This is a genomic window from Propioniciclava sp. MC1595 (assembly GCF_017569205.1).
GTDB lineage: Bacteria > Actinomycetota > Actinomycetes > Propionibacteriales > Propionibacteriaceae > Propioniciclava.
This window is the reverse complement of sequence record NZ_CP071870.1, coordinates 3,178,828-3,205,160: the sequence shown is the minus strand read 5'-3', so window position 1 is coordinate 3,205,160 and position 26,333 is coordinate 3,178,828. Positions and strand designations below refer to the sequence as shown.

Sequence of the window (26,333 nt, the reverse complement as noted above, 5' to 3'; positions counted from 1 at the left end):
CGATCACCTCATGTGTCCGACTTCGGCGTGGCATTGGAGACAGTCGATCCGGGTGCTGTGGGCACCGACGGTCGTGGCGAACTTGCGCGGCTCGGAGATGTCGTCGACCAGGTTGCCGTGGCAGTAGAGGCAGGCCTCCTGGGTGATCTCGCGGTTCATCTCGCGGATCTTGATGTTCTCGGGGTAGTCGCGGGTGGTGAACTTCAGCGCGTGCCAGAAGCCGTTGTCGGCCTTGTTCACGTACTTGTGGATGATGTTGTCGTGCGGGGAGTGGCAGTCGTTGCACGTGGCGGCGTTCTTGTGGCTGCCCTTGAGCCAGCCGTTGTACTGCTCGTTCATCGCGTGGCACTGGTTGCAGGTCTGCGGGTCGTTGCCCAGGTAGGCCCACCCGCCCGCGTAGCCGAACGTGAAGACCGCGATGCCGAGCAGGATGCCGACCAGGCCGCCGGCGATGGTGATCGCGATGCCGCTGAAGCTGGTCAGGATGCCCATGATCCCGGGCTTGCGCTGCTTGGCCATCGGGCCTCCCTCCTCTCGCGCACGTCAGTGCACCCGTTGTCTCCTACATCGTGTCGTGAACGCGCGTCGGTGCCCATCCGTCAGGGGGTACATAGTGGGCACAGCGCAGGCATGTACCGGGCGCCATCCGGGGGTTGACAGGCACGGACGCCCTCCGGCCGGGTGGTCCGGGGCTCAGGCCCGGGGCGTCCCGAGACCGGCGCGGACGATGTACGCGGCCGCCTGGATCCGGTTGTCCATGCCGAGCTTGGTGAGGGCGTTGTGGACGTGGTTCTTCACCGTGCCCTCGGTGATCGACAGGGTCACCCCGATCTCCTTGTTGGACAGCCCGTTCGACACCAGGCGAAGCACCTCGAGCTCGCGCACGGACAGGGCCGCCTCCTCGGCGACGGGCGCCGGGGTCGGGGTCGTGGTGTCGCGCAGCGCGCCGAGCAGCTTGCCGACCAGGCTGGGCGCCACCGGGGACTCGTCGCGCATCGCGGCGCGGATCATCGCGAACAGCTCGTCGGGGTGCAGGTCCTTGAGGAGGTAGCCGTGCACGCCGAGGCGCACCGCCCCGAGCAGGTGCTCGTCGTCGTCGACCACCGTGAGCATGATGATCTTCGCGCCCGGCACCACGTCGCGCAGCCGCCCGGCGGCGGTGACGCCGTCCATGACCGGCATCTCGACGTCGAGCAGGATGATGTCGGGCCTCACCACCTGGGCCAGCTCGACGGCCTCCACGCCGTTGTCGGCCTCGCCGACGACCTCCATGTCGTCCTGCTCGTCGATGAGCGCGGCGATCGCGCGCCGGAACAGCGGCAGGTCGTCGGCCAGCAGGATGCGGGCGGGCCGCTCGGTCATGCGACGACCTCCCCGACCCGCGCGGGGGCCGGCGCGGCCAGCCGGGTCTGGACGGCCGGCCGGGGCGGGACGGCGTCCGGGAGCGTGACGACCACGCGGGTGCCGCGCCCCGGTGCGGCGTCGAGGTGCAGGGTGCCGCCGGCCGACTCGGTGCGCTCGCGCATCGTGACCAGGCCGAACCCGTCGGACCCGCGCGGGTGCCCGGGGTCGAAGCCGACGCCGTCGTCCTCGACGACGAACTCGGTGTGGCCGTCGCGGGTGGTGACCCGCACGGCCGCGTGGGTGGCCCCGGCGTGCTTGCGGATGTTGGCCAGCGCCTCCTGCACCACGCGGATGACCTGCACCTCGGCGGCGGGGGAGAGGTTGAGCTCGGCCGCGGTGTCGGCGTGGAGGGTGGTCCGGATGCCGCTCGTGCGCGAGAACACGGACACGAACGCGTCGAGGTGCTCCAGGAGGGACCGCTCGGGGTGGTGGGCGTCCTTGAGCCCGACGATCGCCTCGCGCACGTCGCGCTGGGCCTCGCGGCACAGGGTGGCCAGGTCGTCGATGTCGGCGCGTACGCGCTCGTCGCCGGCCACGGACGGCCGGGTCTCGAGCGCCCGCAGCCGCAGGTGCGCCACCGCGAGGACCTGGGCCAGGCTGTCGTGCATCTCGCGGGCGATCCGGTCCCGCTCGACGAGCGCGGCGGACTGCCGCTCGGCCTCGACCACAGCCTGGTGGGTGCGGTCGATGAGGCGGTACATGCCCCAGCCGAAGACGAGCACGCTGGTGAGCAGGACGGTGCCCAGCACGAGGTGGCCGGTGCGCAGGCCGAGCGTCTCGATCACCCAGGGGCGCAGGCTGAGCAGGGTGATGACGAGGACGAGGGGGGCGACGAGCCCGAGCAGGCGCAACTGCCGCAGGGGCACGGTCCGTGCGGGGGTGTCGTGGGTCACGGGTCCTCCTGTGGGTGATCCAGGATGGGTCCTCTTACACACAGTAGTAGAGAATCACCCGTCGTGGTACCGGCGTTGCTGCTTCTTCTCCGCCTGGATGCGCTTGGCGGCCAGGCGCCGCTCGTTGCTCGCCCTTGAGGGCCTCGTCGGACGCCGGGGCGGGGGTGGGGGTTGCAGCGCGGTCCGCAGGATGGCGGCCATCCGCTCCCGGGCCGCGCGGCGGTTGCTGAACTGCGAGCGGCGCTCCGAGGCGTCCACGGTGAGGGTGGTGCCGACCAGCTGGTGGGCCAGGCGCACCAGGAGCCGCGTGCGCTGGGACGCCGTCAGGGTGGTGCTGGCGGCGATGTCGAACCCGAGCTGCACCCGGGAGTCGGTCGTGTTCACGCCCTGCCCGCCCGGCCCGGAGGACCGGGCGAACCGCTCGGTGAGCTCGCCGGCGGGGATCCGCAGGCCGTCGGGGAGGCCCGGACCCGGGTCGACCACGAGCTCGTTCACGGTGCCAGCGTAGGGGTGGAACGGGGACTTGACGGGCGTCAAGGATGGGCGGCGCGGATCTTCGTACGGTCAGGGACATGAACAAGATCCACGCATGGCTCCACGGTCGGTGGGGCGTCCCGGCCGTCTCGGGCGGCCTGATCCTGGCCTCCCTGGCCACCGGGAACCTCGTCGGCAACCAGCCCGTCGCCGACGTCCTCATGCTCGCTGCCGGCGTGGTCGCGGGCCTGCCGATCGCGATCAAGGCGATCCGCGCGCTGCTCGCCAAGCTGGTCAGCATCGACCTGCTCGTCACGGTCGCCGCCGTGGGCGCCATCATCGTGGGCGACTTCTGGGAGGCCGCCGCGGTGACCTTCCTGTTCGCGATCGGCGGGGCGCTCGAGAACGCCACCCTGAACCGCACCCGCTCGGCGCTGGCCGAGCTGGTCGCCGTGGCCCCCGACACCGCGGTCGTGCTGCGCGACGGCGTCCAGGTCGAGGTCGGGGCCGCAGCCGTCGAGCCCGGCGAGACCGTGCTCGTGAAGAACGGCGCCAAGGTCCCGGTCGACGGCGTGGTCATCGGCGGTACGGGCGCGATCGACGAGGCGTCGATCACGGGCGAGTCGATCCCCGCCGAGAAGACCGAGGGCGACCAGGTGTTCGCCGGCACGGTCTCGGCGAGCGGCTTCCTGCAGGTGCGCGCCACCGGCGTGGGCGCCGACACGACGCTGGCTCGGATCATCCACCGCGTGGAGGAGGCTCAGGACGCCAAGGCGCGGACGCAGACGTTCATGGAGAAGTTCGCCCGCTGGTACACCCCCGGCATCATGCTGCTGGCGCTCGTCGTCGGCCTGATCACCCGCGACACCCACCTCGCCCTGACCCTGCTCGTGATCGGCTGCCCCGGCGCGCTGGTCATCTCGATCCCGGTCTCGATCGTGGCCGGCATCGGCCGCGGCGCCCGCGACGGCATCCTGATCAAGGGCGGGGAGTTCCTCGAGACGTCGGCCCGCATCTCGGCCGTCGCGCTCGACAAGACCGGCACCCTGACCGAGGGCCGCCCGCAGCTCACCGACGTGGTCGCACTCGACCCCCGCTTCACCGAGGACGAGGTGCTCGCCCTGGCCGCCCGCGCCGAGGCCGGCTCCGAGCACCCGCTCGCCCGCCCGATCGTCGACGCCGCCGCCGAGCGCGGCCTGGCGATCGCCGGCCTGCCCGAGCACACCGAGCCGGTGCCCGGGAAGGGCATCGTCGCCACCCTCGACGGCGTCACCGTCCACGTCGGCAACCCCGCCCTGCTGGACGCCACGGGCATCGACACCGCCCCCGCCGCGGCCCTCGCCGACGAGCTGTCGGTGGCCGGCCGGACCGCGATGCTGGTCGCGGTCGACGGCACCCTGGCCGGCGTGGTCGCCGTGGCGGACCGGATCCGCGACGACGCAGCCGAGATGGTGCGCCGCCTGCACACCAACGGCGTGCGGAAGGTCGTCATGCTCACCGGCGACAACCGGCGCGTGGCCGAGGCCGTCGCCGCCCGGGTCGGCGTCGACGAGGTGCACGCCGGGCTGCTGCCCGAGGACAAGCTCGACATCGTCGCCCGCCTCCAGGCCGAGGGCCACGTGGTCGCCATGGTCGGCGACGGCGTCAACGACGCCCCCGCCCTGGCCACCGCCGACATCGGCGTCGCCATGGGCGCGGCCGGCACCGGCGTCGCCATCGAGACCGCCGACATCGCCCTCATGCGGGACGACCTGCTCAAGCTGCCGCAAGCCGTGCGCCTCGCCCGGCGCACCGTCTCCACCATGCGCCAGAACATCGTGATCGCCCTCGTCGTGGTGGGCACGCTGCTGGCCGGCGTCCTCTTCGGCGGCGTGACCATGGCGGTCGGGATGCTGGTGCACGAGGCGTCCGTGCTGGTCGTCATCGTCAACGCCATGCGCCTGCTGCGCCGCGAGCCCGAGCGCCGCACGGCGGCCCCCGCCACCACGCGCGCCCCCGAGCGCGAGCCCGCCCGGGTCGCTTGACATCCGTCAAGGCGTCCGAGCCCGCGGCGTCCGAGAATCGAACCGAACCCGAACACAGGAGAGACAACATGACCACCCAGGTGCAGAACCCCACCCACACCGTCCTGCGCGCCGAGGGCTTCGCGTGCCCGTCGTGCGTGTCGAAGATCGAGAAGCAGGTCGGACGCCTCGACGGCGTGTCGAACGTGAAGGTGCACTTCGCGAGCTCGCGGATCGAGGTCGACCACGATCCCTCCCGCCAGAGCGTCGACGACCTGGTCGCGGCGGTCGCGAAGGCCGGCTACAAGGCGAAGGCGTCCGCCTTCTGACCCCGTGACGGCACCCCACCCGAGGCCCCGGCAGATCCAAGCTGTCCGGGGTCTCGGCGCGTCCCCTGCAAGACTGTCCCGCATGGGAGCAGGACACAGCCACGGCCCGGCGGCCGACCTCGACCTCTCGCGCGCGGCCCGGCTGGGCAGCATCGGCCTACGTCGGCGAGGGCGGCACTCCCTACTACGCGCTGGTCACCATCGACCGTCTGCTGCCCCTGGCCCTGTTCACGCTCGCCTTCGTGGTGGTCGTCATCGCGGTGGCGGGCTGGAAGGGCGTCCGCGGCCTGATCGGGCTCGGCGTCGCCGGGGCGATCTTCTTCGGCTTCATGCTGCCCGCCCTCGCCACCGGACGCCCCGCGGTGGCGGTCGCGCTCGTGGGCGGTTCGGCGATCATGTTCGCCGTCCTCTACCTCGCGCACGGGATCTCCATGCGCACCACCTCGGCGTTCGTGGGCACGCTGGTCAGCCTGCTAGCGACCGCCGGGCTGGGCGCGCTGGGGGTCTGGGCGGCGCGCCTCAGCGGCCTGTCCACCGACGAGACGATCGCGTTGGCGGGCCAGTCCGAGGGGTTGTCGTTCACGGCCTTGCTGACCTGTTCGCTGGTGATCGCGGGCCTGGGCGTCCTGAACGACACGACGATCACGCAGGCCTCGGCGGTCTGGGAGCTGCGCGCCGCCGGCCCGCACCTCTCGCGCTGGGACCTGTTCACCGCCGGCATGCGCATCGGTCGCGACCACATCGCCTCGACCATCTACACGATCGTGTTCGCCTACGCCGGCGCGGCCCTGTCGACGCTGGTGCTGCTCTCGCTCTACAGCCAGCCGCTGGACCTGCTGCTGTCCACCGAACCCTTCGCCGAGGAGATCGTCCGCACACTCGGGTCCGGCATCGGCCTGGTGCTCAGCGTGCCGCTGACCACGGGCGTGGCGGCCCTGACCGTGGGCAGCGCGGTGGCCGCGGCGTCCGCCTCGGCGACCCCGCGTCGCGCCAAGCCGGCCCACGACCACGACCACGGGTGAGCGGTCGTCGGCAGCCTGTTCAGGCCTGGCGCAGGTCGGTGTCGAAGCCGTCGAGCGAGCGGCGGTTCTTGTCGTGCTGGTACTTCGCGATGCCGTCCGGGCCCTTGTTCGCCGCCCACTGCGGCATGAGGTCGCGCTGACCGACGTGGTCGTAGAGCGGGACGCCGAAGCCGCACGACGTCTGGCACGAGTCGACGTCGACGACGAACACCTGGCGGGCGTTGCCCATCACGTCTCCTCGGGAGTCGAGGCGGGCTTCGGCTCGTCGGCCGGTTCGGTGCGCTCGGCGAGCTCGATCCACTCCGAATCGCAGCCGGGGCACCGGTACACGGGCGCTCCCTCGAGGGTGCGGTCGGTGGTGATGGTCCCGCAGGCGTCCTCGCAGGGATTCGAGACCAGGTAGCGCGCGCGTGGTGGCATGCGCCCATTGTTGCCGACTGCCGGGAGGGCCTCTTTGTGGGGTCTCCACAACATTCGGGGGGCGGGGTTGGGCGTGCGCCGGTTGAATTGGGCAACTTCCGCTGAAACCGCCTGTCCGATGTGCGTGGGGCCAACGTTCGGTGACACATTCGGAACCATCCCCACCCCGGGGAGTGTTCGTCGTGAGGAGAATCTGTGTTCAAGCGCATCGCCATCGTCAACCGGGGCGAGGCCGCCATGCGGCTCATCCACGCGGTCCGGGAGATGAACGCCGAGTGGCGGGACGCGGAGCCCATCACGACGATCGCGCTGTACACCGACGGCGAGACCTCGGCCATGTTCGCCCGCGAGGCCGACGAGGCCTACCCGCTGGGCCCGGCGTCCGAGCGCCCGTACCTCAACCACGACCTCCTGGCGAAGGTGCTCACCGAGGTCCGCGCCGACGCCGTGTGGGTCGGCTGGGGCTTCGTCGCCGAGGACGCCGCCTTCGCCGACCGCATGGCCGAGCTGGGCGTCACCTTCATCGGCCCCAGCGGCGACGCGATGCGCTCCCTGGGTGACAAGATCGGCTCCAAGCTGCTCGCCGAGGAGGCCGGCGTCCCGGTCGCCCCGTGGAGCAACGGCGGCGTGCACACCCTCGACGAGGCCCTCGAGGCCGCCGAGCGCATCGGCTACCCCCTCATGCTCAAGGCCACCGCGGGCGGCGGCGGGCGCGGGATCCGCCGCGTCGACACCCCCGAGGACCTGACCGACGCCTACCAGCGCACCTCCGACGAGGCCCTCCGCGCCTTCGGCAGCGGCGTGCTGTTCCTCGAGAAGCTCGTCACCGGCGCCCGCCACGTCGAGGTGCAGCTCATCTCCGACGGGGATACTGCGTGGGCCCTCGGCGTCCGCGACTGCACCGTGCAGCGCCGCAACCAGAAGATCATCGAGGAGTCGCGCTCGCCGCTGCTCACGCCCGGTCAGGTCGCGACGGTCGCCCGCAGCGCCGAGCGCCTCGCCCGCCTCGTCGGCTACCAGGGCGCCGCGACCGTGGAGTTCCTCTACCAGCCGCAGCGCCACGAGTTCGCCTTCCTCGAGGTGAACACCCGCCTCCAGGTCGAGCACCCGATCACCGAGGTCGCGACCGGCTTCGACCTGGTGAAGGCGCAGATCCGCATCGCGGCCGGCGAGAAGCTGCCGCCCACGCGCCCGACAGAGGAGGGCCACGCGATCGAGGCCCGCCTCAACGCCGAGGACCCCGACCGCGACTTCGCCCCCGCCCCCGGCCGCATCACCCGCCTCGACCTGCCGGTGGGCCCCGGCATCCGCGTCGACACCGGTTTCGCCGAGGGCGACACCATCCCGGCCGACTTCGACTCGATGGTCGCCAAGGTCATCGCCTACGGACGCCGCCGCTCGGTCGCGCTCGCCCGCCTCCGTCGCGCGCTCGCCGAGACCACCGTCGTCATCGAGGGCGGCGCGACCAACAAGAGCTTCATCCTCGAGTTGCTCGAGCAGCCCGAGGTCATCGGCCCCGACGCCGGCGAGGAGGAGTACCGCTGGTCGCCGACCCCCCAGGCCCACGAGACGGTGCCGAGCGCGACCGGCTGGGCCGACACCGGCTGGATCGACCGCACCCGCGCCGAGGGCGGCCTGATCGCCGACGCCCACGCCGGCGTGGCGCTGGTCGCCGCCGCGATCGAGGCCTACGAGGAGGCCACCGAGGTCGAGACCGAGCGCCTGCTCGAGACCGCGCACGGCGGCCGCCCGCAGACGCAGCACAGGTCCGGCCTCACGGTCGACCTGAAGCTGCGCGGCGTCGTGCACACGGTCACCGCGTACGCGACCGCCCCGAACCGGTTCCGCGTCGACGTCGGCGGGCAGGCCTGCGACGCCGAGATGCAGCGCCTCGACGACGTGCACGCCCGTCTGGTCGTGAACGGCGTCCGCTACCGGCTGGTCACCGCGACGCACGGCCCGGTCCACCTGATCGAGGTCAACGACGTCACCCACCGCATCGCCCGCGACGAGGGCGGCGTGCTGCGCTCCCCGGCGCCCGCGCTCGTCGTCGCGACCCCGGCCGCCGTCGGCGACGTCGTCGAGGCCGGCGCGCCCGTCGTGGTGCTGGAGTCGATGAAGATGGAGACCGTCATCCCCGCGCCGTTCACCGCGCGGGTCAAGGAGCTCCACGTCATGACCGGCTCCCAGGTCGAGACGATGGCCCCGCTCGTCCGGCTCGAGCCCGTCAGCGAGGGCCAGGAGGAGGCGCAGGCCGAGCCCGCGGCGTCCGTCGACCTGCCCCCGACCCCGACCAACGGCAGCGCGACCGCCCGCGCCGACCGCCTGCGCGCCGACCTGTCGGCCACCCTGATGGGCTACGACGTCGACCCGTCGGCCCGCACTCTCGCCCAGTACCTCGCCGCCCGCGACGAGGCGCTGGCCGAGGGCGGCGACGTGCTCACCGGCGAGATCGCCCTCGTCGCGCTGTTCGCCGACCTCGCGGTGCTCAACCGCAACCGGCCGGTCAACGAGCAGGTCAACACCGAGCTGCGCGTGCACTCCGACCGCGAGCACTTCCACCGCTACCTGACCACCCTCGACGCCGCGCGCGCCGGCCTGCCCGAGACCTTCGTCGCGCGCCTGTCGACCGTGCTGGGCCACTACGGGGTCGACTCCCTCGACCGGACGCCCCAGCTCGCCGAGGCCGTCTTCCGCATCTTCCTGGCCCAGAAGCGCGTGGCCAGCGACGTGCCGATCGTGCTCGGCATCCTCGACCGCTGGATCGGCGAGCCCGCCCCGGACGCCGACCGCGCGGCCTCAGCGCGCGCCCACCTGGAGCGGCTGGTCCGCGCCACGCAGCTGCGCTTCCCGGCCGTCGGTGACCTCGCCCGCTCGGTGCGGTTCCGCTGGTTCGACCAGCCGCAGGTGGACGCCGAGCGCGCCAGCGTGCTCGCCGGCATCGCGACCGAGGTGGACGCCCTCGCCGCAGACCTCGACGCCCCCGACCACGACGAGCGCGTGCAGCGCCTCGCCGCGATCCCTGAGTGGACCGTCAACAACCTCGCCCTGCGCCTGGGCCGCGGCATCGCCGAGCGCGAGCCGATGCTCGAGGTGATGCTGCGCAAGTACTACGGCGACTACGACCTCGACGACGTGTCGGCGTTCGCGGTCGACGGCCGCGCGGTCGTCGTGGGCGACTACCGCATCGCGTCGCGCCCGACCCGGTTCATCGGCACGATCGGCACCGCCGACGAGATGGGCACCGACGGGCCCCTCGCCCGGCTCGTGGCCGGCGAGCTCGGCCGCCGCGAGCCCGGCTCCCAGGCCGTCGTCGAGCTGTACGTGCTGTTCGACGAGGTCCCGTCCGACGTCGGCGAGCAGCTGCGCGCCGCGCTGTCGACCTGGAGCTGGGACGCCGACGTGCACCGCGTCGCGGTGGGCATCTCCACCGCCGACGGCGAGGTCGAGTACCGCTCGTTCCGCTTCGACGACGAGGGCGTGCTCTCCGAGGACGAGCGCATCCGCGGCCTGCACCCGATGGCCGGGCGCCAGCTCGACCTGTGGCGCCTGCGCGAATTCGACGTCACCCGCCTGCCCGCGCCCCGCGACGTGCTGCTGTTCGAGTGCGTGGCGAAGTCGAACCCAGACGACCGCCGCCTCGTCGCGATGGCGCAGGTGCGCCAGCTCGCCGCGGTGCGCGACGACCAGGGCAAGCTGATCGGCCTGCCCCACGCCGAGCGTGCGGTCGAGAACTGCCTCGAGTCGATCCGCCGCACGCGGTCGGCCCGGGGCTCGGCCGGCTCGAAGCTCGACATGAACCACGTCTGGGTGCACGTGTGGCCCGAGATCGACCTCGCCCTCGAGGACATCGCCGCGCTGCGCCACAAGATCACGCCGCTGTCGGACGGCGCGGGCATCGAGGAGGTCCTGTGCCAGGGCCGCTTCTCCCGGCCCGACGGGCAGGGTGCGGTCGCGATGGCGATCCGGTTCCACGCGGCCCCGGGCGCCGGTGTCCAGGCCTCGGTCAGCGAGCCGCCGACCGAGCCGCTGCAGCCGCTGGACGACTACGCGACCAAGGTGCAGCGCGCCAAGCGCCGCGGGCTGGTCTACCCCTACGAGCTGTCGGCCACGCTTGCCGGCAAGGGCGGCAGCGTCGTCGAGCTCGACCTCGACGCGTCCGGCCGCCTGGTGGAGGTGGACCGTGAGCCGGGCCGCAACAAGGCCGGGATCATCGTGGTGAAGGTGACCACGCCGACCGCCCTGCACCCCGAGGGCGTCACCCGCATCGCCATGGCCGGCGACCCCACCAAGGGCCTGGGCGCGGTCGCCGAGGCCGAGTGCTCGCGGGTCATCGCCGCCATCGACCTCGCCGAGGAGCTGGGCGTGCCGGTGGAGTGGTTCACCCTCTCCTCGGGCGCGCGGATCTCGATGGACTCCGGCACCGAGAACATGGACTGGGTCGGCGCCGCGCTGCGCCGCATCATCGAGTTCACGCAGGCCGGCGGCGAGATCAACATCGTGGTCGCGGGCATCAACGTGGGTGCCCAGCCGTACTGGAACGCCGAGGCGACCATGCTCATGCACACCAAGGGCATCCTGGTCATGACGCCCGACTCGGCCATGGTGCTCACCGGCAAGCAGTCGCTGGACTTCTCCGGCGGCGTGTCCGCCGAAGACAACTTCGGCATCGGCGGCTACGACCGCGTCATGGGCCCGAACGGCCAGGCGCAGTACTGGGCGCCGAACCTGGTGGCCGCCTTCGGCATCCTGATGTCCCACTACGACGCGACCTACGTCGCGGCGGGGGAGTCGGGCCCGCGCCGGGCCGCGACGTCCGACCCCGTCGACCGGGACGTGTCGGACTTCCCCCACACGGTGGGCACCGACTTCGCCACCGTCGGCGAGATCTTCTCGCCGCTGCACAACCCCGACCGCAAGAAGGCCTTCGACATCCGCACCGTCATCGCGGCGGTCTGCGACCAGGACCACCCCCGCGTCGAGCGGTGGGCGGGCATGGCGGACGCCGAGACGGCCGTGGTCATGGACGCCCGGGTGGGCGGCCACTCGGCCTGCGTGATCGGGATCGAGTCGCAGCCGGTCGTGCGCGCGGGCTTCCCGCCCACCGACGGCCCCGACACGTTCACCTCGGGCACGCTGTTCCCGCGGTCGAGCAAGAAGGTCGCGCGCGCCATCAACGCGGCCTCCGGCAACCGGCCGCTGGTCGTGCTGGCGAACCTGTCGGGCTTCGACGGGTCGCCCGAGTCGATGCGCAACCTGCAGCTGGAGTACGGCGCCGAGATCGGCCGGGCCATCGTGAACTTCGACGGGCCCATCGTCTTCGTCGTGATCTCCCGCTACCACGGCGGTGCGTTCGTGGTCTTCTCCAAGACCCTGAACGAGAAGATGACCGTGCTCGCGATCGAGGGCTCCTACGCCTCGGTCATCGGCGGCGCCCCCGCTGCCGCGGTCGTGTTCGCGGGAGACGTGGGCAAGCGGACGGCGTCCGACGCCCGGGTCTCGGGGCTGGAGGCGGCGCTGCGCGATGCCGCGCCCGAGGACAAGGCGGCCCTACAGCTGGAGCTCGCCGACGTCCGCGCGGCGGTGCGGGCCGAGAAGATCTCCGAGGTCGCGGCCGAGTTCGATGGGGTGCACAACATCCACCGCGCCGTCGAGGTCGGGTCGGTCGACCGCGTGATCTCCCCGGCCGAGCTGCGGCCCTCGATCATCGCGACCATCGAGTCCCACCTCGCCTGAACCACACCCACCCCCACGCGTGTGGCATCAGCGCGGTGCGGAAGGTACCCCTGCGGCGCCTTCTGCACCGCGCCTCGGCCACACGGCCAGCGTGACGAGCGCGACCAGCGCCAGCGCGCTCGCGATGTACAGCGGCAGCGCCCACGGCGCGTGGTCACCCCCCGAGATGCCGAACGAGTCGGCCAGCGCCATGCCGGCGCCGAAGCTCGCGACGAAGTAGGCCGGGGCGCCCAGCACGAGCATGGCGAGGTAGCCGAGCGCGTAGTCCCAAGGGGCGGGGTCCTTGTCGAGCCACGCGGTCACGAGGAGCCCGACAGCCAGGGCGACACCGAACCCGAGCAGGCCCAGGACCCGCGGCGTCCCGAGGCTCTCGCCCCAGCGCGCCATCTCGGCCTCGATCTGGGGCAGGGTCCTGCCCGGCACCGCCGCGAGCGGGTTGAGCACGAGGATCTGCACCGCGGCCAGGGCCGCGTAGGCGACCATGGCCAGCGTGCCCAGGGCCGCGATGCGGCGGGTCAGGGAGCGGTCGGCCATGGCCCCACCCTGCCAGCGACCACGCGCGAGGGGCTCCACCCCCGGTCGGAGGTGGAGCCCCTCGGTGGTCTTCGATCAGGAGACCTGCAGCGTGGTCAGGCAGGTGGCGTCCTCGGGACCGGTGGCGAACGGCACCGTGCCGGTCTTCCCGTCGGCGGTCACGGTGACCTCCCCGGTGATGTCCTTGGGCAGCCAGAAGCCGACGAAGCCGTTGGCGTAGGTGGTGGCGTCCTCGTCGACGAGCACGGTGCCGGCGGAGTCGACGATCTTCACGTGGACGTCGGCCGACTGCATCTCGCCCATGCACGTCGCGAGGGAGTGGTAGAAGCACTCGTGCGTCTGCGAGGCGTACGGGGCGATCGACAGGTAGAACTGGTCGCCCTCGATCGGAACCTTGGTCTCGTTCGTGCCGTCGCCCACCAGCACGTGGTCGTAGCGCACCGACGCGCGCAGCGGCAGCGGTCGGGCGTCGGGGGCCTGGTCGAGTTCGTCGACGATCTGCTTGCCGGTCTTGCCGGCGAGGCCGACGGCGGCCAGCACGTCACCCGCCTGCCCCGCAGCCGGCGCGGACGCCGCGGGCGCGGCTTGGTTGCCTGCCGGGGCGGGCGCGGGGGCCGAGCAGCCGGAGAGGGCCACCAGCGCGGCCAACGACAGGGCGACAAGGGACTTCTTCACGGGTGCTCCTCGGGGATGCGGCTACGACACTGTGTAGTGTACATACGGGTGGGGGGTATCAGAAAAGGCGACAGGAGACCAACAAGGAATACTGTCGTCCCGCGGGGCGCTGGGCCCCACGGAGGTCGCCATGGAACTACTCGTCAGCTCGCCGCTGCTGGCCATCATGCTCGTGGTCGCGCTCGGTGCCGCGGTCGGGATGATCCCGTTCGGACCGATCCGCTTCGGTGCCGCGGGCGCCCTGTTCGTCGGCCTCGCTGTCGGCGCGCTGGTCCCCGACGCGGGCCAGGGGCTCGGGCTCGTGCAGCAACTCGGCCTCGGGCTGTTCGTCTACATGGTCGGCCTCGCCGCGGGCGAGACCTTCTTCGCCGACCTCCGCCGCCAGCTGCCCCTGATGATGCTCGGGCTCGGCACGGCCGCCCTGGCCTTCGGGGTGGCGGTGCTGGTCGGGCTCGGCCTGGGACTCGACGCCGGCTTCATCACCGGCACCTTCGCCGGCGCGCTCACGTCCACGCCCGCCCTGGCGGCGGCCACGGCGGCCACCGGCTCGCCCAACGCCGCGGTGGGCTACTCGATCGGCTACCCGCTGGGCGTCGTCCTCGCGATCGTGGCGGTCGGCCTCGTCGTCGGACGCCGCTGGCCCGACGCCCGTGACCCCCGCAGCGCTGCCGCCGAGGGGCTCGTCGCCACCAGCACCTACGTCGAACGGGACGCCGCCCTGCGCGAGGTGCCCGGCTGGGCCGACGAGACCATCAAGATGAGCTACCTGGTCCGCGACGGTCGCACCCGCGTCCTCGCGCCCGGCGAGCACCTGCAGCCCGACGACCGCGTGCTCGTCGTCGGTGCGCCGGCCGCGGTCGAGGCGGCGGTCGCCTTCCTCGGGCACGCGTCCCAGGGCGAGCTCACCGACGACCGCCAGGCCGTGGACTTCCGCCGCTTCGTCGTCTCCAACCCCTCCGTCGCCGGCCGCTCCGTCGCGCAGCTGAACCTGCCCGGCCGCTTCGGCGGCGTCATCACCCGCGTCCTGCGCGGGGACGCCGACCTCCTCGCCCGCGACGACCTCGTCCTCCAGCCCGGCGACCGCGTGCTCGCGGTCGTCCCCCGCTCCGAGATGGACGCCGTCGCCCGCCACCTCGGCGACTCCGAGCGGAAGGTCTCCGAGGTGGACGCGCTGGCCCTCGGCCTCGGGCTGTCGCTCGGCCTCCTGGTCGGCGCGGTCACGGTGCCCCTGGGTGGGGGAGCGTCCTTCTCGTTGGGTGCTGCCGCCGGACCGCTGGTCGTCGGCCTGGTGCTCGGTGCGCTGCACCGCACCGGACCCCTCACCTGGGACGTGCCGCTGCCCGCGAACCTGACCATCCGCCAGCTGGGCCTGCTGCTGTTCCTCGCCGCGGTCGGCCTGGCGTCGGGGCCGGCCTTCGCGGCCTCCGCTTTCACCGGGACGGGCGTGCGCGTCGGCGTCCTCGCCCTGGCCGTGCTCGCGACGAGCGCCCTCGTGTTCGGGGTCGGCGGGCGCCTGCTCGGCCTCTCCGCGCCCCGTACCGCCGGTGGCCTCGCCGGATTCGTCGGTCAGCCCGCCGTGCTCAGCTTCGCCACGCAGCGCCTGTCCGACGACCGCATCGAGGCCGGCTACGCCGCCCTGTTCGCGCTGGGCATCATCGTGAAGATCCTGCTCGTCCAGGTGTTCGGCGCGCTGCTGTAGGGAATCAGGTGCCGGCGGGGTTGGCCAGCTCGACGAGGCGGTCGACGACGCGCTCGACCGTCGCCGGAGCATCCGTCCGCCAGGCCGCGATGAGGTCGATCGTGACCTCGTCGGCCAGAGGGACGTACTCCACCCCGGGGATCTGGAGGTGGGCCACGCCCTGGGGCACCAGGGCCACGCCCTGACCGGAGGCGACGAAGGCGACCAGAGTCGCCGTCTCGCGCACCTCGGTGCGGATCATGGGGGTGAACCCGGCGGCGCGGCAGGCGGCCACCAGCGCGGACGCCATCGCGCTCGCGCGGGCCTGATAACTGATGAAGGGCTCGTCGGCGAGGTCGCCGAGGACGACCGGACCGGACGCTGCGGGGTGACCGGTGGGCAGGGCGGCGACCAGTGGCTCCGACCGGAGGACCCTGCTGCTCACGCCCGGCGCAAGGTCGAACGGCCTCAGGACCCCCACGTCGAGCGACCCGTCGGCCAGGCGTGCCGCGACCTCGGGGCTGAGCAGGTCGCCGGTGAGGTCCAGCTGGAGCAGCGGCAACGCGTCCCCGACGGCTCGGGCGAGGGCCGGCATGAGACCGAAACTGGCCGAGCCGATGAACCCCAGACGCAGCGAGCCCTGCTCGCCGGCGTCGATGCGGCGGGCCTCCGCCACGGCGTCATCGATCGCGTCGAGGATGCCGTGCGCCCGCTCGAGCAGCCGGGCGCCGGCCGGGGTCAGGTCCACCCGCCGGGTGGAACGGTCGAGCAGCTGCACCCCGATCTGGGCCTCGAGCGCCTTGATCGTCTGGGACAGGGCGGGCTGGGCGACGAAGAGCCGCTCGGCGGCCCGGCCGAAGTGCCGCTCCTCCGCGACGTATACGAAGGCGCGAAGCTTGCGCAGGTCGAGGGTGGTCACGACGAGCAGTCTGGGCGGTCATTCACAAGGGGACCGTACGGAATCGTCGTGGAGCCGGGCAAGGGTCGTCTTGATGTCCACCCACAGGACCGTGATGCGTCCTCATGAGCCGTTCATCAACTGCTCACTCGGAGTCCCTAATGTGGACACCATGGAACGCACCCGCATCACCGTCGTCGGGCTCGGTTACGTCGGCATGGCCTCGGCCGTGCTGCTCGCCCAGCGCCACGACGTCGTCGCCCTCGAGATCGACCCCGAGCGCGCCGCCCTGGTCAACGACGGCCGCTCCCCGATCGAGGACCCCGACATCTCCGAGTTCCTCGGACGCGGCGGGCTCAGCCTGCGCGCGACGACGGACCCGGCCGAGGCCTATGCGGGCGCGGAGTTCGTCATCATCGCCACCCCGACGAACTACGACCCCGAGCTGGACTACTTCGACACCTCCACCGTCGAGTCGGTGATCAAGGCCGCCGGGTCCAACCCCGATGCCGTCGTCGTCATCAAGTCCACGATCCCGGTGGGCTTCACCCAGCGCATGCGGGAGGAGCACCCGGGCCGCCGCATCCTGTTCAGCCCCGAGTTCCTCCGCGAGGGCCGGGCGCTGTACGACAACCTGCACCCCAGCCGCATCATCGTCGCCGACCCGGGCCCGGACGCCGAGCGCTTCGCCGGCCTGCTGGTCGAGGGGTCGCTCGACCCGGACGTCCCCGTGCTCTTCACCGGGGCGTCCGAGGCCGAGGCCATCAAGCTGTTCTCCAACACCTACCTGGCCCTGCGCGTGGCCTACTTCAACGAGCTCGACACCTACGCCGTGCAGCACGGGCTCGACACCCGCCAGATCGTCGAGGGCGTCGGCCTCGACCCGCGCATCGGCACGCACTACAACAACCCGTCGTTCGGGTACGGCGGCTACTGCCTGCCCAAGGACACCCAACAGCTCCTGGCCAACTACCGGTTCGTGCCGCAGAACCTGATCCGCGCGGTGGTCGACTCGAACTCGACCCGCAAGGACTTCATCGCCTTCGACATCATCAAGCGCAACCCCAAGGTCGTCGGCATCCACCGCCTCGCGATGAAGGCGGGGTCGGACAACTTCCGGGAGTCCTCCATCCAGGGGATCATGAAGCGCATCAAGGCCAAGGGCATCCCCGTCGTGCTGTACGAGCCGCTGCTCGAGGTCGACGAGTTCTTCCGCTCCGAGGTCGTCAAGGACCTCGACGAGTTCAAGTCCCGCTGCGACCTGATCGTCGCCAACCGCATGCACCCCGAACTCGCCGACGTGGCCGACAAGGTCTACACGCGCGACCTCTACGGTCACGACTGACGGACGCCGCGGGTCCGGGTCCCTGCCCCATGGCTGACCCTTGGCGGACACGCTTTGTGCTGGCACAATCAGTACAACGATCAGCACAAAACGTGGGCGAGGAGCGGCCATGGGCGACGACGCGGTGTGGGTGGTCGCGTTCGCGTCCCTGTTCGTCGCGGTCCACCTGGCCCCCGACCTGCGCCCGGCCAGGTGGGCGCTGCCGGGGATCGCGCGCGAGTGGCGCAAGGGCGCCGGGGTCCAGACAGCGAGCGAGGGTGACCCGTCGTTCGACGTGATCGACCGCGAGTTCCGCCTCCGGCGGACCAGCGTGCTGGCGGCGCTCGTCGTCCTGGTCGCCTGCCTACCGTGGCTCGCCGACCTGGGCTGGGCGAGGCGTCCCATCGGCGTCCTGCTTCCCTTCGCGATCGTGCTGGTCGCCCAGCTCGCGATCCGGGTCGTGCTGGCCGGGGGAGAGGCGCTGCGCGAGCGGGCCGACGGACGCCCCCGGCTGTCCACCCTCACACCGGGTCGGCTCAGCCACCACCTCCCGGCCTGGTGGTTGGCCCTCATCGGAGCCATCCCCGTTGCCGCCATCGTGCTCGCGTGGCGCGACGTCCACGCCCTGATGGGTCCCAGCGCCACCCCACTCCTCACCGGTGGCCTGGTCGCCACGGCAGCCGGCCTCGCCGCCGCGGCCTGGCTCGTCCGCCGGCCCCAGGTCGCGCACGAGCCGTCCGACCTGCGCTGGAACGCCTTCCGTCGCTCGCGCGACGTGGCCCAGCTGGTCTCCCTCGGCCCGTACCTCGCCCTGGCGGCCGTGTGGTTCCCGCGCTCGTTCCTCGACCCCGACGGTCCCGTGCCGTGGTGGGCGTGGCCCCTGCCGCTGCTCGCGTTCGCCATGCCGTGGGTCTCCCAGGTGGTGGCCCAGCGCCGGCACCGCGCGGTCTTCGCGGTGGCCGGTCAGGAGGAGCAGGTCGATGCTCACCGTTGACCCGTCCCTGCCCACGCCGCCGTTCGAGCAGGTCAAGGAGCAACTCACCGAGCTCCGCGCCACCGGCGCCCTCCCGGCCAGCCACCGCCTGCCGACCGTCCGCCACCTCGCCGCGGAGCTCGGTCTCGCCCCCTCCACCGTGGCCCGGGCCTACCGCGAGCTCGAGGCGTCCGGGGTCATCGAGACCCGCGGTAGGCACGGCTCCTTCATCACGCCCACGAGCCCCCAGACCCGGACCGAGGGCGTCCGACTGGCCCACGACTACGTGCGACGCCTGCGTGCGCTGGGGGTGGCCGATGCGGACGCCGTGCGCCTGGTCCGGGACGCGATCGGTGGGCTGCCGGCCACCTGACGCCTACCATCGGGTCATGAGCACCACGATTCCGGGACCGCACCCGATCGCGGCGCTGGGGGGCATCGCCCGACGGGGTTTCCTCGCCGAGACGGGTCGGCTCTGGCGCACCCACGGGGACACCTTCGCCCTCAGGCTGGGCGTCGGGGACATGGTGGTGGCCGTCCACCCCGACAGCGTCCGCGACGTGCAGCTGACGCAGCGGCGCAGCTTCGACAAGCGCGCCAGCTACGACGGCGTGCGGCGCTACCTCACCGGTGAGGGCCTCATCGCCAGCACCGGCGAGCTCTGGAAGCGCCAGCGCAAGCTCATGGCCCCGTTCTTCACGCCCAAGGGGGTGCTCGCCTACGCGCAGATCATCCTCGACGACGCCGACCGGGTCGTGGACCGCTGGGCCGGGCTCGCGGCGTCCGGCCAGGTCGTCGACATGGGCGAGGAGATGATGGAGCTGACCGCCTCGATCATCCTGCGCGCGCTGTTCAGCACGGCGGCGGACGCCGACATCGTGCGCCTGAAGGGCCACGTCGAGACGATGATCGGGTACACCACCCGGCGGATGGGCCCGCACCTGCCCGACTGGCTGCCGACCCCCTCCCAACGCGCCTACGAGCACGCCCGCGACGAGGTGCGCGGTTACATCGCCGGCCTCATCGCCGAGCGCCGGGCCAGCGGCACCACCCCGAACGACCTACTGACCAGGCTGATGGATGCCCGCGACGACGACGGCGCCCCCATGAGCGAGTCGCTGCTGCGCGACGAGTCGATCACGATGTTCTTCGCCGGCCACGAGACCACGGCGCGCACCATGGCGGCCGCCTGGGCGGCGCTCGCCGCGAACCCCCGCGTCGCCGCGCGGCTGCATGCTGAGCTCGACGGCGTCCTCGGCGACCGGATGCCCACCGTCGACGACCTGCGCTCCCTGCCGTACAGCCTCCAGGTGGTCAAGGAGGTGCTGCGGCTGTGGCCGGCCGCCCCCTTCTACGTGCGGGACGCCGTGGCCGAGGCCACCGTCAACGGCTTCGCCGTGTCCGAGGGCACGCCGGTCATGCTGGCGCCCTACTGGACCCACCGCCACCCCGACTTCTGGGACGACCCCGAGGTCTTCGACCCCGACCGGTTCAGCCCCGAGGCCGAGAAGGGGCGCCACCCGCAGGCCTACCACCCCTTCGCCACCGGCGAGCGGGTCTGCATCGGCAACCACTTCTCGCTGCTGGAGTCGCACCTGCTGCTCGCCGTGCTGGCCCGACGGTTCGCCCCGCGGATGGCCGGCGCCCAGCCGACGTGGACCATGGAGGGCACCCTCAGCCCGGCCGGCGGCCTGCCGATGCGGATCCGCGAACGCACCTAGGGTGGGCCGCATGACCGACCTGTTCGACCGCTCGCGGGTGCTGTTCGTGCACGCCCACCCCGACGACGAGACCCTCGCCACGGGCGGGCTGATCGCCGAGCTCGCCGCCCGCGGCGTCGAGGTGGCCGTCCTGACCGCCACCCGCGGCGAGCAGGGCGAGGTCGTCGACGGCCCGCTGGCCCACCTCGCCGGGACGCCCGAGCTCACCGCCCACCGCGAGGGCGAGGTCGCCGCCGCCTGCGCCACGCTCGGTGTGCGGCACCACGCCTTCCTCGGCGGTCCGGACGCCCGCGCCGCCGGTCTGCCTCCCCGCCGCTACACCGACTCGGGGATGGCCTGGCTCGACGAGACCGAGACGGTCGCCGGCCCCGGGGACGCCGCGGGCCCCGACTCCCTGACCTCCGCGGACCCGGCCGAGGTGGCCGCCGACATCGCCGCGTACGCCCGCGCGTTCGGGGCCGACGCGATCGTCAGCTACGACGCCCACGGCGGGTACGGGCACCCCGACCACGTGGCCCTGCATGCGCCGAGCCGGGCGGCGGCGTCCGAGGTGGGCGTGCCGTTCCGGGAGGTGGCCTCGGTCGCCGACCCCGACGACGCGCTCGACACCCCGCAGCACCTGCCGCTGCTGCAGGAGGCCCTGCGCCACTACGCCAGCCAGCTCACCGTCGACGGCGCCGACGTCGTGCACGTGGGCGGTCAGCGCCAGCCGATCCTGACCCGGTTCACCCTGCGGACGCCGTGACCCTCGCCCTGCTCGCCGGGGCCGTCCTCCTCGGTGCCGCCACGCAGCGCCTCACCGGGATGGGGTTCGCGCTGGTGTCGGCGCCCCTCCTGGTGGCGGTGCTGGGCCCGCTGACGGGCGTGCAGTTGCTGCAGGTGTTCGGCATCTTCGCCTCCGCGCTGGTGCTGGCCCAGGTGTGTTGACGCCGAGGTCCGCACAGCGTCCTGCTCATGCTGCCGGTGATCGTCGGCATCTTCCCGGCGCCTGGCTCGCCCGCACGCTGCCCTCCCCGGTGCTGGCCGTCGTGGTCGGGGGCATGGTGATCGGCGCCGCACCCCAGGCGCGCACGCTGTTCTACTGCCCCCCGTGCCAAGGGCCCGGGGCGTGATGGTCGCCTGCCCGGTTCCAGAATTTGATGGCGGGTTCAACTCATCAGTCGCACTGAGGTTTCTGGGGCCACCCGAACAACGGGAACCGGATCAGCGACAATCCGTCAGCGCGCGAAGCCATCGAGCAGGGCGGTCGCAGCGGGTAGTTCTCGTACATGTTCAGCACGCGCGGGATGCCGATCGCGCCCCGGCGCCCGCCCCCCGCGGCCGCAGGCTCAGCCGACCAGGGCGTCCCGCAGCACGTCGAGCGGCAGCGAGCCCAGGTTGAGCGCGCGGGTGTGGAAGTCCTTGAGCGAGAACTCCTCGCCGCGCGCCTGGGCCGCAGCCGCGGCGTCCGCCCGGATCTGCTCCCAGATGCGCTGGCCCACCTTGTAGCTCGGCGCCTGGCCGGGCCACCCGAGGTAGCGGTTCAGCTCGAAGCGCAGGAACCCGTCGTCCATGTTGACGTTGTCCTTCATGAGCTGCCACGCCTTGTCGGCGTCCCAGGTGCCGCCGCCGTAGCGGTCGAAGGCGGGCTTCCCGAGGTGCACGCCCAGGTCGAGCACGACGCGCGTCGCGCGCAGGCGCTGCGAGTCGAGCATGCCGAAGCGGTCGCCGGGCTCGGTGAGGAACCCGAACTCCTCCATCAGGCGCTCGGCGTAGAGGGCCCAGCCCTCGCCGTGGCCCGACAGCCAGCACAGCTGGCGCCGCCACCAGTTCAGCTCGGCGGCGTTGTGCACGGCCTGGCCGACCTGCAGGTGGTGGCCCGGGACGCCCTCGTGGTAGACGGTCGTCTTCTCCCGCCACGTGGTGAAGCCGGTCACGCCCTGCGGGACGCTCCACCACATCCGGCCGGGCCGGCTGAAGTCGTCGGTGGGGCCGGTGTAGTAGATCGCCCCGTTCTGGGTGGGGGCGATCATGCACTCGAGCCGGTGCAGCGGCTCGGGGATGTCGAAGTGCACCCCGTCCAGCGCCGCGATAGCGGCGTCGGAGGTCTCCTGCATCCACGCCTTGAGGGCGTCGGTGCCGTGCAGCTGGCGGGCCGGGTCCCCGTCGAGCGCGGCCACGGCGTCGGCGACGGACGCCCCGGGCCCGGCGATCTCGCGGGCCAGGGCCTCCTGCTCGGCGGTCACGCGGGCCAGCTCCTCGACGCCCCACTCGTAGGTCTCGTCGAGGTCGATGGTGGCGCCGATGAACTGCCGCGACATGCGCTGGTAGAACTCGCGCCCGGCGGCGTCCTCGGGGCGGGCGACCGGGGCTAGCTCGTCGCGCAGGAAGGCGGCCAGGCGCCCGTAGGCCTCACGCGCGGACGCCGCACCGCGGGCCAGGTCGTCGGCCAGGCCGCCGTCGGGGGCCGACCCGTCGGGACGCGCGCCCGCGGCGAAGGCCGTGAAGAAGGACGCCTCGGCGTCGGCCAGACCGGTGGCCTCGGCGATGCCGAGCTCGACCTGGCGGATGGCCGGGGTGTTGCGCGTCGCGATGCCCTCGCGCAGGGTCTCGACGTGGCCGTCGAGCGCGGCGGGGATCGCGCCGAGACGGCCGGCGATGTTCGCCCACTGCTCGGCGGTGTCGGTCGGCATCAGGTCGAAGACGTCGCGCAGCGCCTGCAGCGGCGAGGCGAGGTTGTTCAGCTGGCGGCGGTGGTCACCGGCCTCGGCGGACTCCAGCTCCAGGCCGAGCCGGTCGCGCATCGCGGCCAGGGTCACCTCGTCGGTGGCGTCGACCGGGGTCGCGGCGTCCAGCTTCGCGAGCGTGGCGCGGACGAGGTCGACCCCGGCCTGCGTGCCGGCGGGGGAGAGGTCGTCGAGCAGGTGGTCGCGCCCCGGGACGCCCAGGCTGGTCGCGGTCATGGGGCTCAGGTCGACCACCGCGCGGGTGTACTCCTCGGCGATGGCGTCGATCGGTGTGGCTTCTCTCACCTGCCAGAAACTAGCCGGTGGGGGACGGCGCGGGGCAGGGGGCGTCCGGGTGTCCGGTCGTTCAGTGTTCAGAGCCGCCGTCCGGGGCCGGGAACCCGCGGACGTTCACCCACCCGTTCACCCGGCGGTGCCAGCATGGGGCCATGACGTCTGTGTGGGCCCACCGCGGCGCGAGCGGTTACGCACCCGAGAACACGCTGCCGGCGTTCGAGCTGGCCCTCGAGCAGGGGGCCGACGGGTTCGAACTCGACGTGCAGCTGACCCGCGACGACGAGGTGGTGGTGATCCACGACGAGACGCTCGAGCGCACCACCGACGGCAACGGGTGGGTCGCCGACCACAGCCTCGAGGACCTGCGGAAGCTCGACGCCAGCTACGGCCACGAGAAGTACGGGGGCACGCGGATCCCGACGCTGGGGGAGGTGTTCGACCTCGTCCGCGACACCGGGACAATGGTCAACGTCGAGCTCAAGAACTCGCGCATGGCCTACAAGGGGCTCGAGGAGCGGGTGCTGGCGATCGTGGAGGCCCACGGCATGGCCCACCGCGTGGTGCTCTCGTCGTTCAACCACTACTCGCTGCGGCACCTCGTCGGGCTCGGCAGCGCGCTGCCGCTGGGCGCCCTGTACTCCGAACCGCTGTGGAAGCCGTGGCAGTACGCCGCCCGCCTGGGGGCCACCGCCCTGCACCCGTCGCTGGCCGCGACCCGGCGCAAGATCGTCGAGAAGAGCCACGAGCACGACCTCGCCGTCCACGTGTGGACCGTCAACGAGCCCGAGGACGTCCAGCGGATGGTGGGCCTCGGCATCGACGCCCTGATCACCAACTACCCCGACGTGGCGCGTTCGCTGGTCGGGTGACCCGCCGGCCGGGTGCGCGCCCGGCGGTACGGTGCCCGGGTGGGAATCCGGTCCGGGCTGCGCAGCGTGCTCGCGGACACCCGACCCCTGCGCCAGCCCGACTTCCGGCGGCTGTGGACGGCGAACATCATCACGGTCATCGGCGCCCAGCTCACCGTGGTCGCGGTGCCGGCCCAGATCTACGCGATCACGGGCTCGTCCGGCATGGTCGGGCTGACCGGCCTGTTCGGTCTGGTCCCCCTGGTCATCTTCGGCCTGTGGGGCGGCGCCCTGGCCGACCACCTCGACCGGCGCACCCTGCTCGAGATCACCACGATCGGGCTGGTCGTCACGTCCGGACTGTTCGCGTTGCAGGCCTTCCTGCGCTGGGACAACGTCTGGGTGCTGCTGGGCCTGTTCGCCCTCCAGCAGGCGTTCTTCGCGGTCAACCAGCCCACCCGGACGGCGGTCCTGCCCAAGTTGTTGCCGGTGGCGCAGCTCCCGGCGGCGAACGCCCTGAACATGACCGTGTTCTCGGCCGGCGCGATCGCGGGCCCGCTCGTCGGTGGCGCGCTCATCCCGGTGCTGGGCTACGCGTGGCTGTACCTCGTCGACACGATCACCCTGTTCGCCACCCTGTACGCCGTCTACCGCCTCCCGCGAATGCCGGTCGACAACCCGCAGGGCAGCCCCGGGCTGCGCGCGGTCTGGGACGGCCTGGTCTACCTCAGCGCCCACAAGATCCTGCTGATGAGCTTCGTCGTCGACATCATCGCCATGGTGTTCGGCATGCCGCGCGCGCTGTTCCCGCAGCTGGCGCACGAGGCGTTCGGCGGACCCGCCGAGGGTGGGCTCGCCTTCGCGCTGCTGTTCGCGGGCATCCCGGCCGGCGCGGTGCTCGGGGGCGTGCTGAGCGGCTGGGTGTCGCGGGTGAGGCGCGAGGGGCTGGCGATCATGTGGGCCATCGCCGTGTGGGGCGTCGCGATGACCGTGATGGGGGTCGCGGTCTGGTTCGCCCCGCTCGCCACCGGGGCCATGCTCGGGCTGGCCGTCGCCATGCTTGTCGTGGGCGGCGCGGCCGACATGTCCTCGGCGGCCTTCCGGCAGTCGCTGCTGCTCGGCGCCACCGACGACGCCGTCCGCGGGCGCCTGCAGGGCGTGTTCATCGTCGTGGTCGCCGGTGGGCCCCGCATCGCCGACATCCTCCACGGCGGCGCGGCCGAGGTCGTCGGCCCGGCCGTGGCGACCGCGGGCGGGGGCGTCCTCGTGCTCGTGGGGATCGCGGTGGTCGCCCTGCTCTACCCCCGCTTCCACCGCTTCCGCCTGGCCGACCGCTGAGCCGGGCCCCGAGGCCGGGTGGGGTCGGGCCGCAGCCTCAGGCGTCCAGGCCGATGAACCGGCGCAGGGGTTCGATGCCCTCGACGGTGATGGGCTCGCCGCGCACGAAGTCCTCGGGCAGGAGCAACAGCCGGCGCGTCACCGCGCGCGTGCCCCGCGGCTTGGACCAGCTGATGCCGTTGTCGCGGTAGCCGAGCTTCTCGCTGACGCGCAGCGACGCAGGGTTGTCGGTGAACGCAGCCGAGGTGATGAACTCGAAGTCGAGGTGGTCGAACAGCAGCGCGCACAGCGCCTGCCGCGCCGCCGTGCCGATGCCGCGCCCCTGGAACCGCCGGCCGAGCCACGAGCCGGTCTCGCCGTAGCGGAAGGTCAGGAAGTCCTGTGTCGCCACGCCCTGCACGCCCACGACCTCGCCCTCCCAGAGCGCGCACAGGTCGAGCGACCAGGCCTCGCGCGACCACGTGGCCAGGCCGCGCGTCCACCACTGCAGGTAGCTGAGGGGCATCTCGGACGCCGGCGCGTCGGTCCACGGGAAGAAGAAGGGCATTCGGGCGGGGTCGTGGATGCCGTCCTGGACGACGTCGAGCAGGGCGAGCATCTCGGTGTCGCCGATGCCGCGCAGCTCGAGGGGCCCGCAGGTGACGCGGACCCCGAGTGGGGGGAAGATCTCGGCGACGCGTGGGTCCATGCCGCGATCATCCCACCGTGCGGGCGGCCGTCACCAGTCGCCCGCACGGCTGGGGGTTCACCAGCCGCCGCCCCCGCCGCCACCGGCGGCGTCGGGCCGACCCTGCTCGTCGGCGTCCTCGACCTCGACCGTGCCGTCGGAGTCGACCGCGAACACCGACTCGGTCGGGATCTCGATCTCCTCGGTCACGTCGTCGTGGTTGCCTCCGTGCAGCATCTGCTCGGCCTTCTCGTCGGAGACGGGGCCGTCCACCTTCGGGTCGCCGAAGCCGGAGCTGATGTCTCCGCCGTCCTTCTTCTGCTCGGACATGGGTCCCTCCTCCTGTGTCGTGGTTGCGTCAAGGCTAGTCAGGCGGTTTGCGGGCGGTCGATGC

General features: G+C 72.6%; 25 protein-coding genes. 13 read left to right on the top strand and 12 right to left on the bottom strand.

Features of this window, described 5'->3' with window-relative positions; genetic code table 11:
* Positions 1-3 precede the first annotated feature (3 nt).
* From nrfH to arfB, 4 genes are all read right to left on the bottom strand, one after another.
* Positions 4-519 carry a cytochrome c nitrite reductase small subunit gene (gene nrfH, locus J4N02_RS15525; protein WP_182814772.1) on the bottom strand — a complete coding sequence of 172 codons (516 nt, stop codon included), beginning with the start codon at positions 517-519 and terminating at the stop codon, positions 4-6.
* A 174-nt stretch (positions 520-693) separates the two neighbouring features.
* Complete coding sequence (locus J4N02_RS15520) at positions 694-1,362, bottom strand: response regulator transcription factor (protein ID WP_188333521.1); 669 nt, start codon at positions 1,360-1,362, stop codon at positions 694-696.
* Positions 1,359-2,297 (bottom strand): sensor histidine kinase, encoded by a 939-nt coding sequence (locus J4N02_RS15515; RefSeq protein WP_188333520.1) that lies wholly within the window; start codon positions 2,295-2,297, stop codon positions 1,359-1,361. Before J4N02_RS15515 ends, J4N02_RS15520 begins: the two co-directional genes overlap by 4 nt.
* A 54-nt stretch (positions 2,298-2,351) precedes the next feature.
* The gene (arfB, locus tag J4N02_RS15510) at positions 2,352-2,792 is read right to left on the bottom strand and encodes an alternative ribosome rescue aminoacyl-tRNA hydrolase ArfB (RefSeq protein ID WP_182814775.1); all 441 of its coding nucleotides are present in this window, start codon (positions 2,790-2,792) and stop codon (positions 2,352-2,354) included.
* Between the two features lie 77 nt (positions 2,793-2,869).
* On the opposite strand from arfB, the gene J4N02_RS15505 reads away from it, so the two are divergent.
* The 3 genes from J4N02_RS15505 to J4N02_RS15495 all read left to right on the top strand — a co-directional run bounded on the left by J4N02_RS15505 (position 2,870) and on the right by J4N02_RS15495 (position 6,125).
* Positions 2,870-4,795 (top strand): cation-translocating P-type ATPase, encoded by a 1,926-nt coding sequence (locus J4N02_RS15505; protein ID WP_188333519.1) that lies wholly within the window; start codon positions 2,870-2,872, stop codon positions 4,793-4,795.
* 68 nt (positions 4,796-4,863) lie between these two features.
* Complete coding sequence (locus J4N02_RS15500) at positions 4,864-5,103, top strand: heavy-metal-associated domain-containing protein (RefSeq protein ID WP_182814777.1); 240 nt, start codon at positions 4,864-4,866, stop codon at positions 5,101-5,103.
* A 41-nt stretch (positions 5,104-5,144) separates the two neighbouring features.
* Positions 5,145-6,125, top strand: coding sequence for a YibE/F family protein (locus J4N02_RS15495; protein ID WP_309224417.1), 981 nt, complete (start codon positions 5,145-5,147; stop codon positions 6,123-6,125).
* Positions 6,126-6,144: 19 nt separating this feature from the next.
* Here J4N02_RS15495 and J4N02_RS15490 read toward each other — a convergent pair whose 3' ends face one another.
* A complete protein-coding gene (locus J4N02_RS15490; RefSeq protein ID WP_188333517.1) occupies positions 6,145-6,354 on the bottom strand; it encodes a hypothetical protein in 210 nt (69 codons plus the stop codon).
* The gene (locus tag J4N02_RS15485; RefSeq protein WP_182814780.1) at positions 6,354-6,545 is read right to left on the bottom strand and encodes a hypothetical protein; all 192 of its coding nucleotides are present in this window, start codon (positions 6,543-6,545) and stop codon (positions 6,354-6,356) included. Before J4N02_RS15485 ends, J4N02_RS15490 begins: the two co-directional genes overlap by 1 nt.
* A 195-nt stretch (positions 6,546-6,740) precedes the next feature.
* Here J4N02_RS15485 and J4N02_RS15480 point away from each other — a divergent pair, with 195 nt between their 5' ends.
* On the top strand, positions 6,741-12,281 hold the full coding sequence (locus J4N02_RS15480; protein ID WP_188333516.1) for a carboxyl transferase domain-containing protein: 5,541 nt from the start codon (positions 6,741-6,743) through the stop codon (positions 12,279-12,281).
* 27 nt (positions 12,282-12,308) lie between these two features.
* On the opposite strand, the gene J4N02_RS15475 is transcribed toward J4N02_RS15480, so the two are convergent.
* Together J4N02_RS15475 and J4N02_RS15470 are read right to left on the bottom strand one after the other, a co-directional pair.
* Positions 12,309-12,815 carry a hypothetical protein gene (locus J4N02_RS15475; protein ID WP_182814782.1) on the bottom strand — a complete coding sequence of 169 codons (507 nt, stop codon included), beginning with the start codon at positions 12,813-12,815 and terminating at the stop codon, positions 12,309-12,311.
* 75 nt (positions 12,816-12,890) lie between these two features.
* Positions 12,891-13,490 (bottom strand): CueP family metal-binding protein, encoded by a 600-nt coding sequence (locus tag J4N02_RS15470; RefSeq protein ID WP_188333515.1) that lies wholly within the window; start codon positions 13,488-13,490, stop codon positions 12,891-12,893.
* Positions 13,491-13,620: 130 nt separating this feature from the next.
* Between J4N02_RS15470 and J4N02_RS15465 the strand changes: the two genes are divergently transcribed.
* Entirely contained in the window at positions 13,621-15,189 is a 1,569-nt protein-coding gene (locus J4N02_RS15465) for an aspartate:alanine exchanger family transporter (RefSeq protein ID WP_188333514.1), read from the top strand.
* Positions 15,190-15,193: 4 nt separating this feature from the next.
* Here the strand turns inward: J4N02_RS15465 and J4N02_RS15460 are convergent, their stop codons facing one another.
* Positions 15,194-16,087: a LysR substrate-binding domain-containing protein gene (locus J4N02_RS15460; protein WP_188333513.1), complete on the bottom strand. Its 894-nt coding sequence runs from the start codon at positions 16,085-16,087 to the stop codon at positions 15,194-15,196.
* A gap of 151 nt (positions 16,088-16,238) precedes the next feature.
* On the opposite strand from J4N02_RS15460, the gene J4N02_RS15455 reads away from it, so the two are divergent.
* The 6 genes from J4N02_RS15455 to J4N02_RS15430 all read left to right on the top strand — a co-directional run bounded on the left by J4N02_RS15455 (position 16,239) and on the right by J4N02_RS15430 (position 21,011).
* Positions 16,239-17,411 carry a nucleotide sugar dehydrogenase gene (locus J4N02_RS15455; protein ID WP_188333512.1) on the top strand — a complete coding sequence of 391 codons (1,173 nt, stop codon included), beginning with the start codon at positions 16,239-16,241 and terminating at the stop codon, positions 17,409-17,411.
* A 109-nt stretch (positions 17,412-17,520) separates the two neighbouring features.
* Positions 17,521-18,384: a hypothetical protein gene (locus J4N02_RS15450; RefSeq protein ID WP_188333511.1), complete on the top strand. Its 864-nt coding sequence runs from the start codon at positions 17,521-17,523 to the stop codon at positions 18,382-18,384.
* On the top strand, positions 18,371-18,736 hold the full coding sequence (locus J4N02_RS15445; RefSeq protein ID WP_188333510.1) for a GntR family transcriptional regulator: 366 nt from the start codon (positions 18,371-18,373) through the stop codon (positions 18,734-18,736). Before J4N02_RS15450 ends, J4N02_RS15445 begins: the two co-directional genes overlap by 14 nt.
* Positions 18,737-18,752: 16 nt before the next feature.
* A complete protein-coding gene (locus J4N02_RS15440) occupies positions 18,753-20,084 on the top strand; it encodes a cytochrome P450 (RefSeq protein ID WP_188333509.1) in 1,332 nt (443 codons plus the stop codon).
* Positions 20,085-20,094: 10 nt separating this feature from the next.
* Positions 20,095-20,829, top strand: a complete 735-nt coding sequence (locus tag J4N02_RS15435; RefSeq protein ID WP_188333508.1) for a PIG-L family deacetylase — start codon at positions 20,095-20,097, stop codon at positions 20,827-20,829.
* Positions 20,826-21,011, top strand: a complete 186-nt coding sequence (locus J4N02_RS15430; RefSeq protein ID WP_188333507.1) for a hypothetical protein — start codon at positions 20,826-20,828, stop codon at positions 21,009-21,011. The genes J4N02_RS15435 and J4N02_RS15430 overlap by 4 nt, the downstream gene beginning before the upstream one ends.
* Positions 21,012-21,412: 401 nt before the next feature.
* Here J4N02_RS15430 and J4N02_RS15425 read toward each other — a convergent pair whose 3' ends face one another.
* Positions 21,413-23,095, bottom strand: a complete 1,683-nt coding sequence (locus J4N02_RS15425) for a DUF885 domain-containing protein (protein ID WP_309224416.1) — start codon at positions 23,093-23,095, stop codon at positions 21,413-21,415.
* 143 nt (positions 23,096-23,238) lie between these two features.
* Between J4N02_RS15425 and J4N02_RS15420 the strand changes: the two genes are divergently transcribed.
* Positions 23,239-23,955: a glycerophosphodiester phosphodiesterase gene (locus J4N02_RS15420; RefSeq protein ID WP_188333506.1), complete on the top strand. Its 717-nt coding sequence runs from the start codon at positions 23,239-23,241 to the stop codon at positions 23,953-23,955.
* Between the two features lie 39 nt (positions 23,956-23,994).
* The gene (locus tag J4N02_RS15415; protein WP_208091013.1) at positions 23,995-25,272 is read left to right on the top strand and encodes an MFS transporter; all 1,278 of its coding nucleotides are present in this window, start codon (positions 23,995-23,997) and stop codon (positions 25,270-25,272) included.
* A 37-nt stretch (positions 25,273-25,309) separates the two neighbouring features.
* Here the strand turns inward: J4N02_RS15415 and J4N02_RS15410 are convergent, their stop codons facing one another.
* Both J4N02_RS15410 and J4N02_RS15405 read right to left on the bottom strand, forming a co-directional pair.
* Complete coding sequence (locus J4N02_RS15410; protein ID WP_188333505.1) at positions 25,310-25,960, bottom strand: GNAT family N-acetyltransferase; 651 nt, start codon at positions 25,958-25,960, stop codon at positions 25,310-25,312.
* Between the two features lie 57 nt (positions 25,961-26,017).
* Positions 26,018-26,269, bottom strand: a complete 252-nt coding sequence (locus tag J4N02_RS15405) for a hypothetical protein (protein WP_188333504.1) — start codon at positions 26,267-26,269, stop codon at positions 26,018-26,020.
* Between the last annotated feature and the right edge of the window lie 64 nt (positions 26,270-26,333).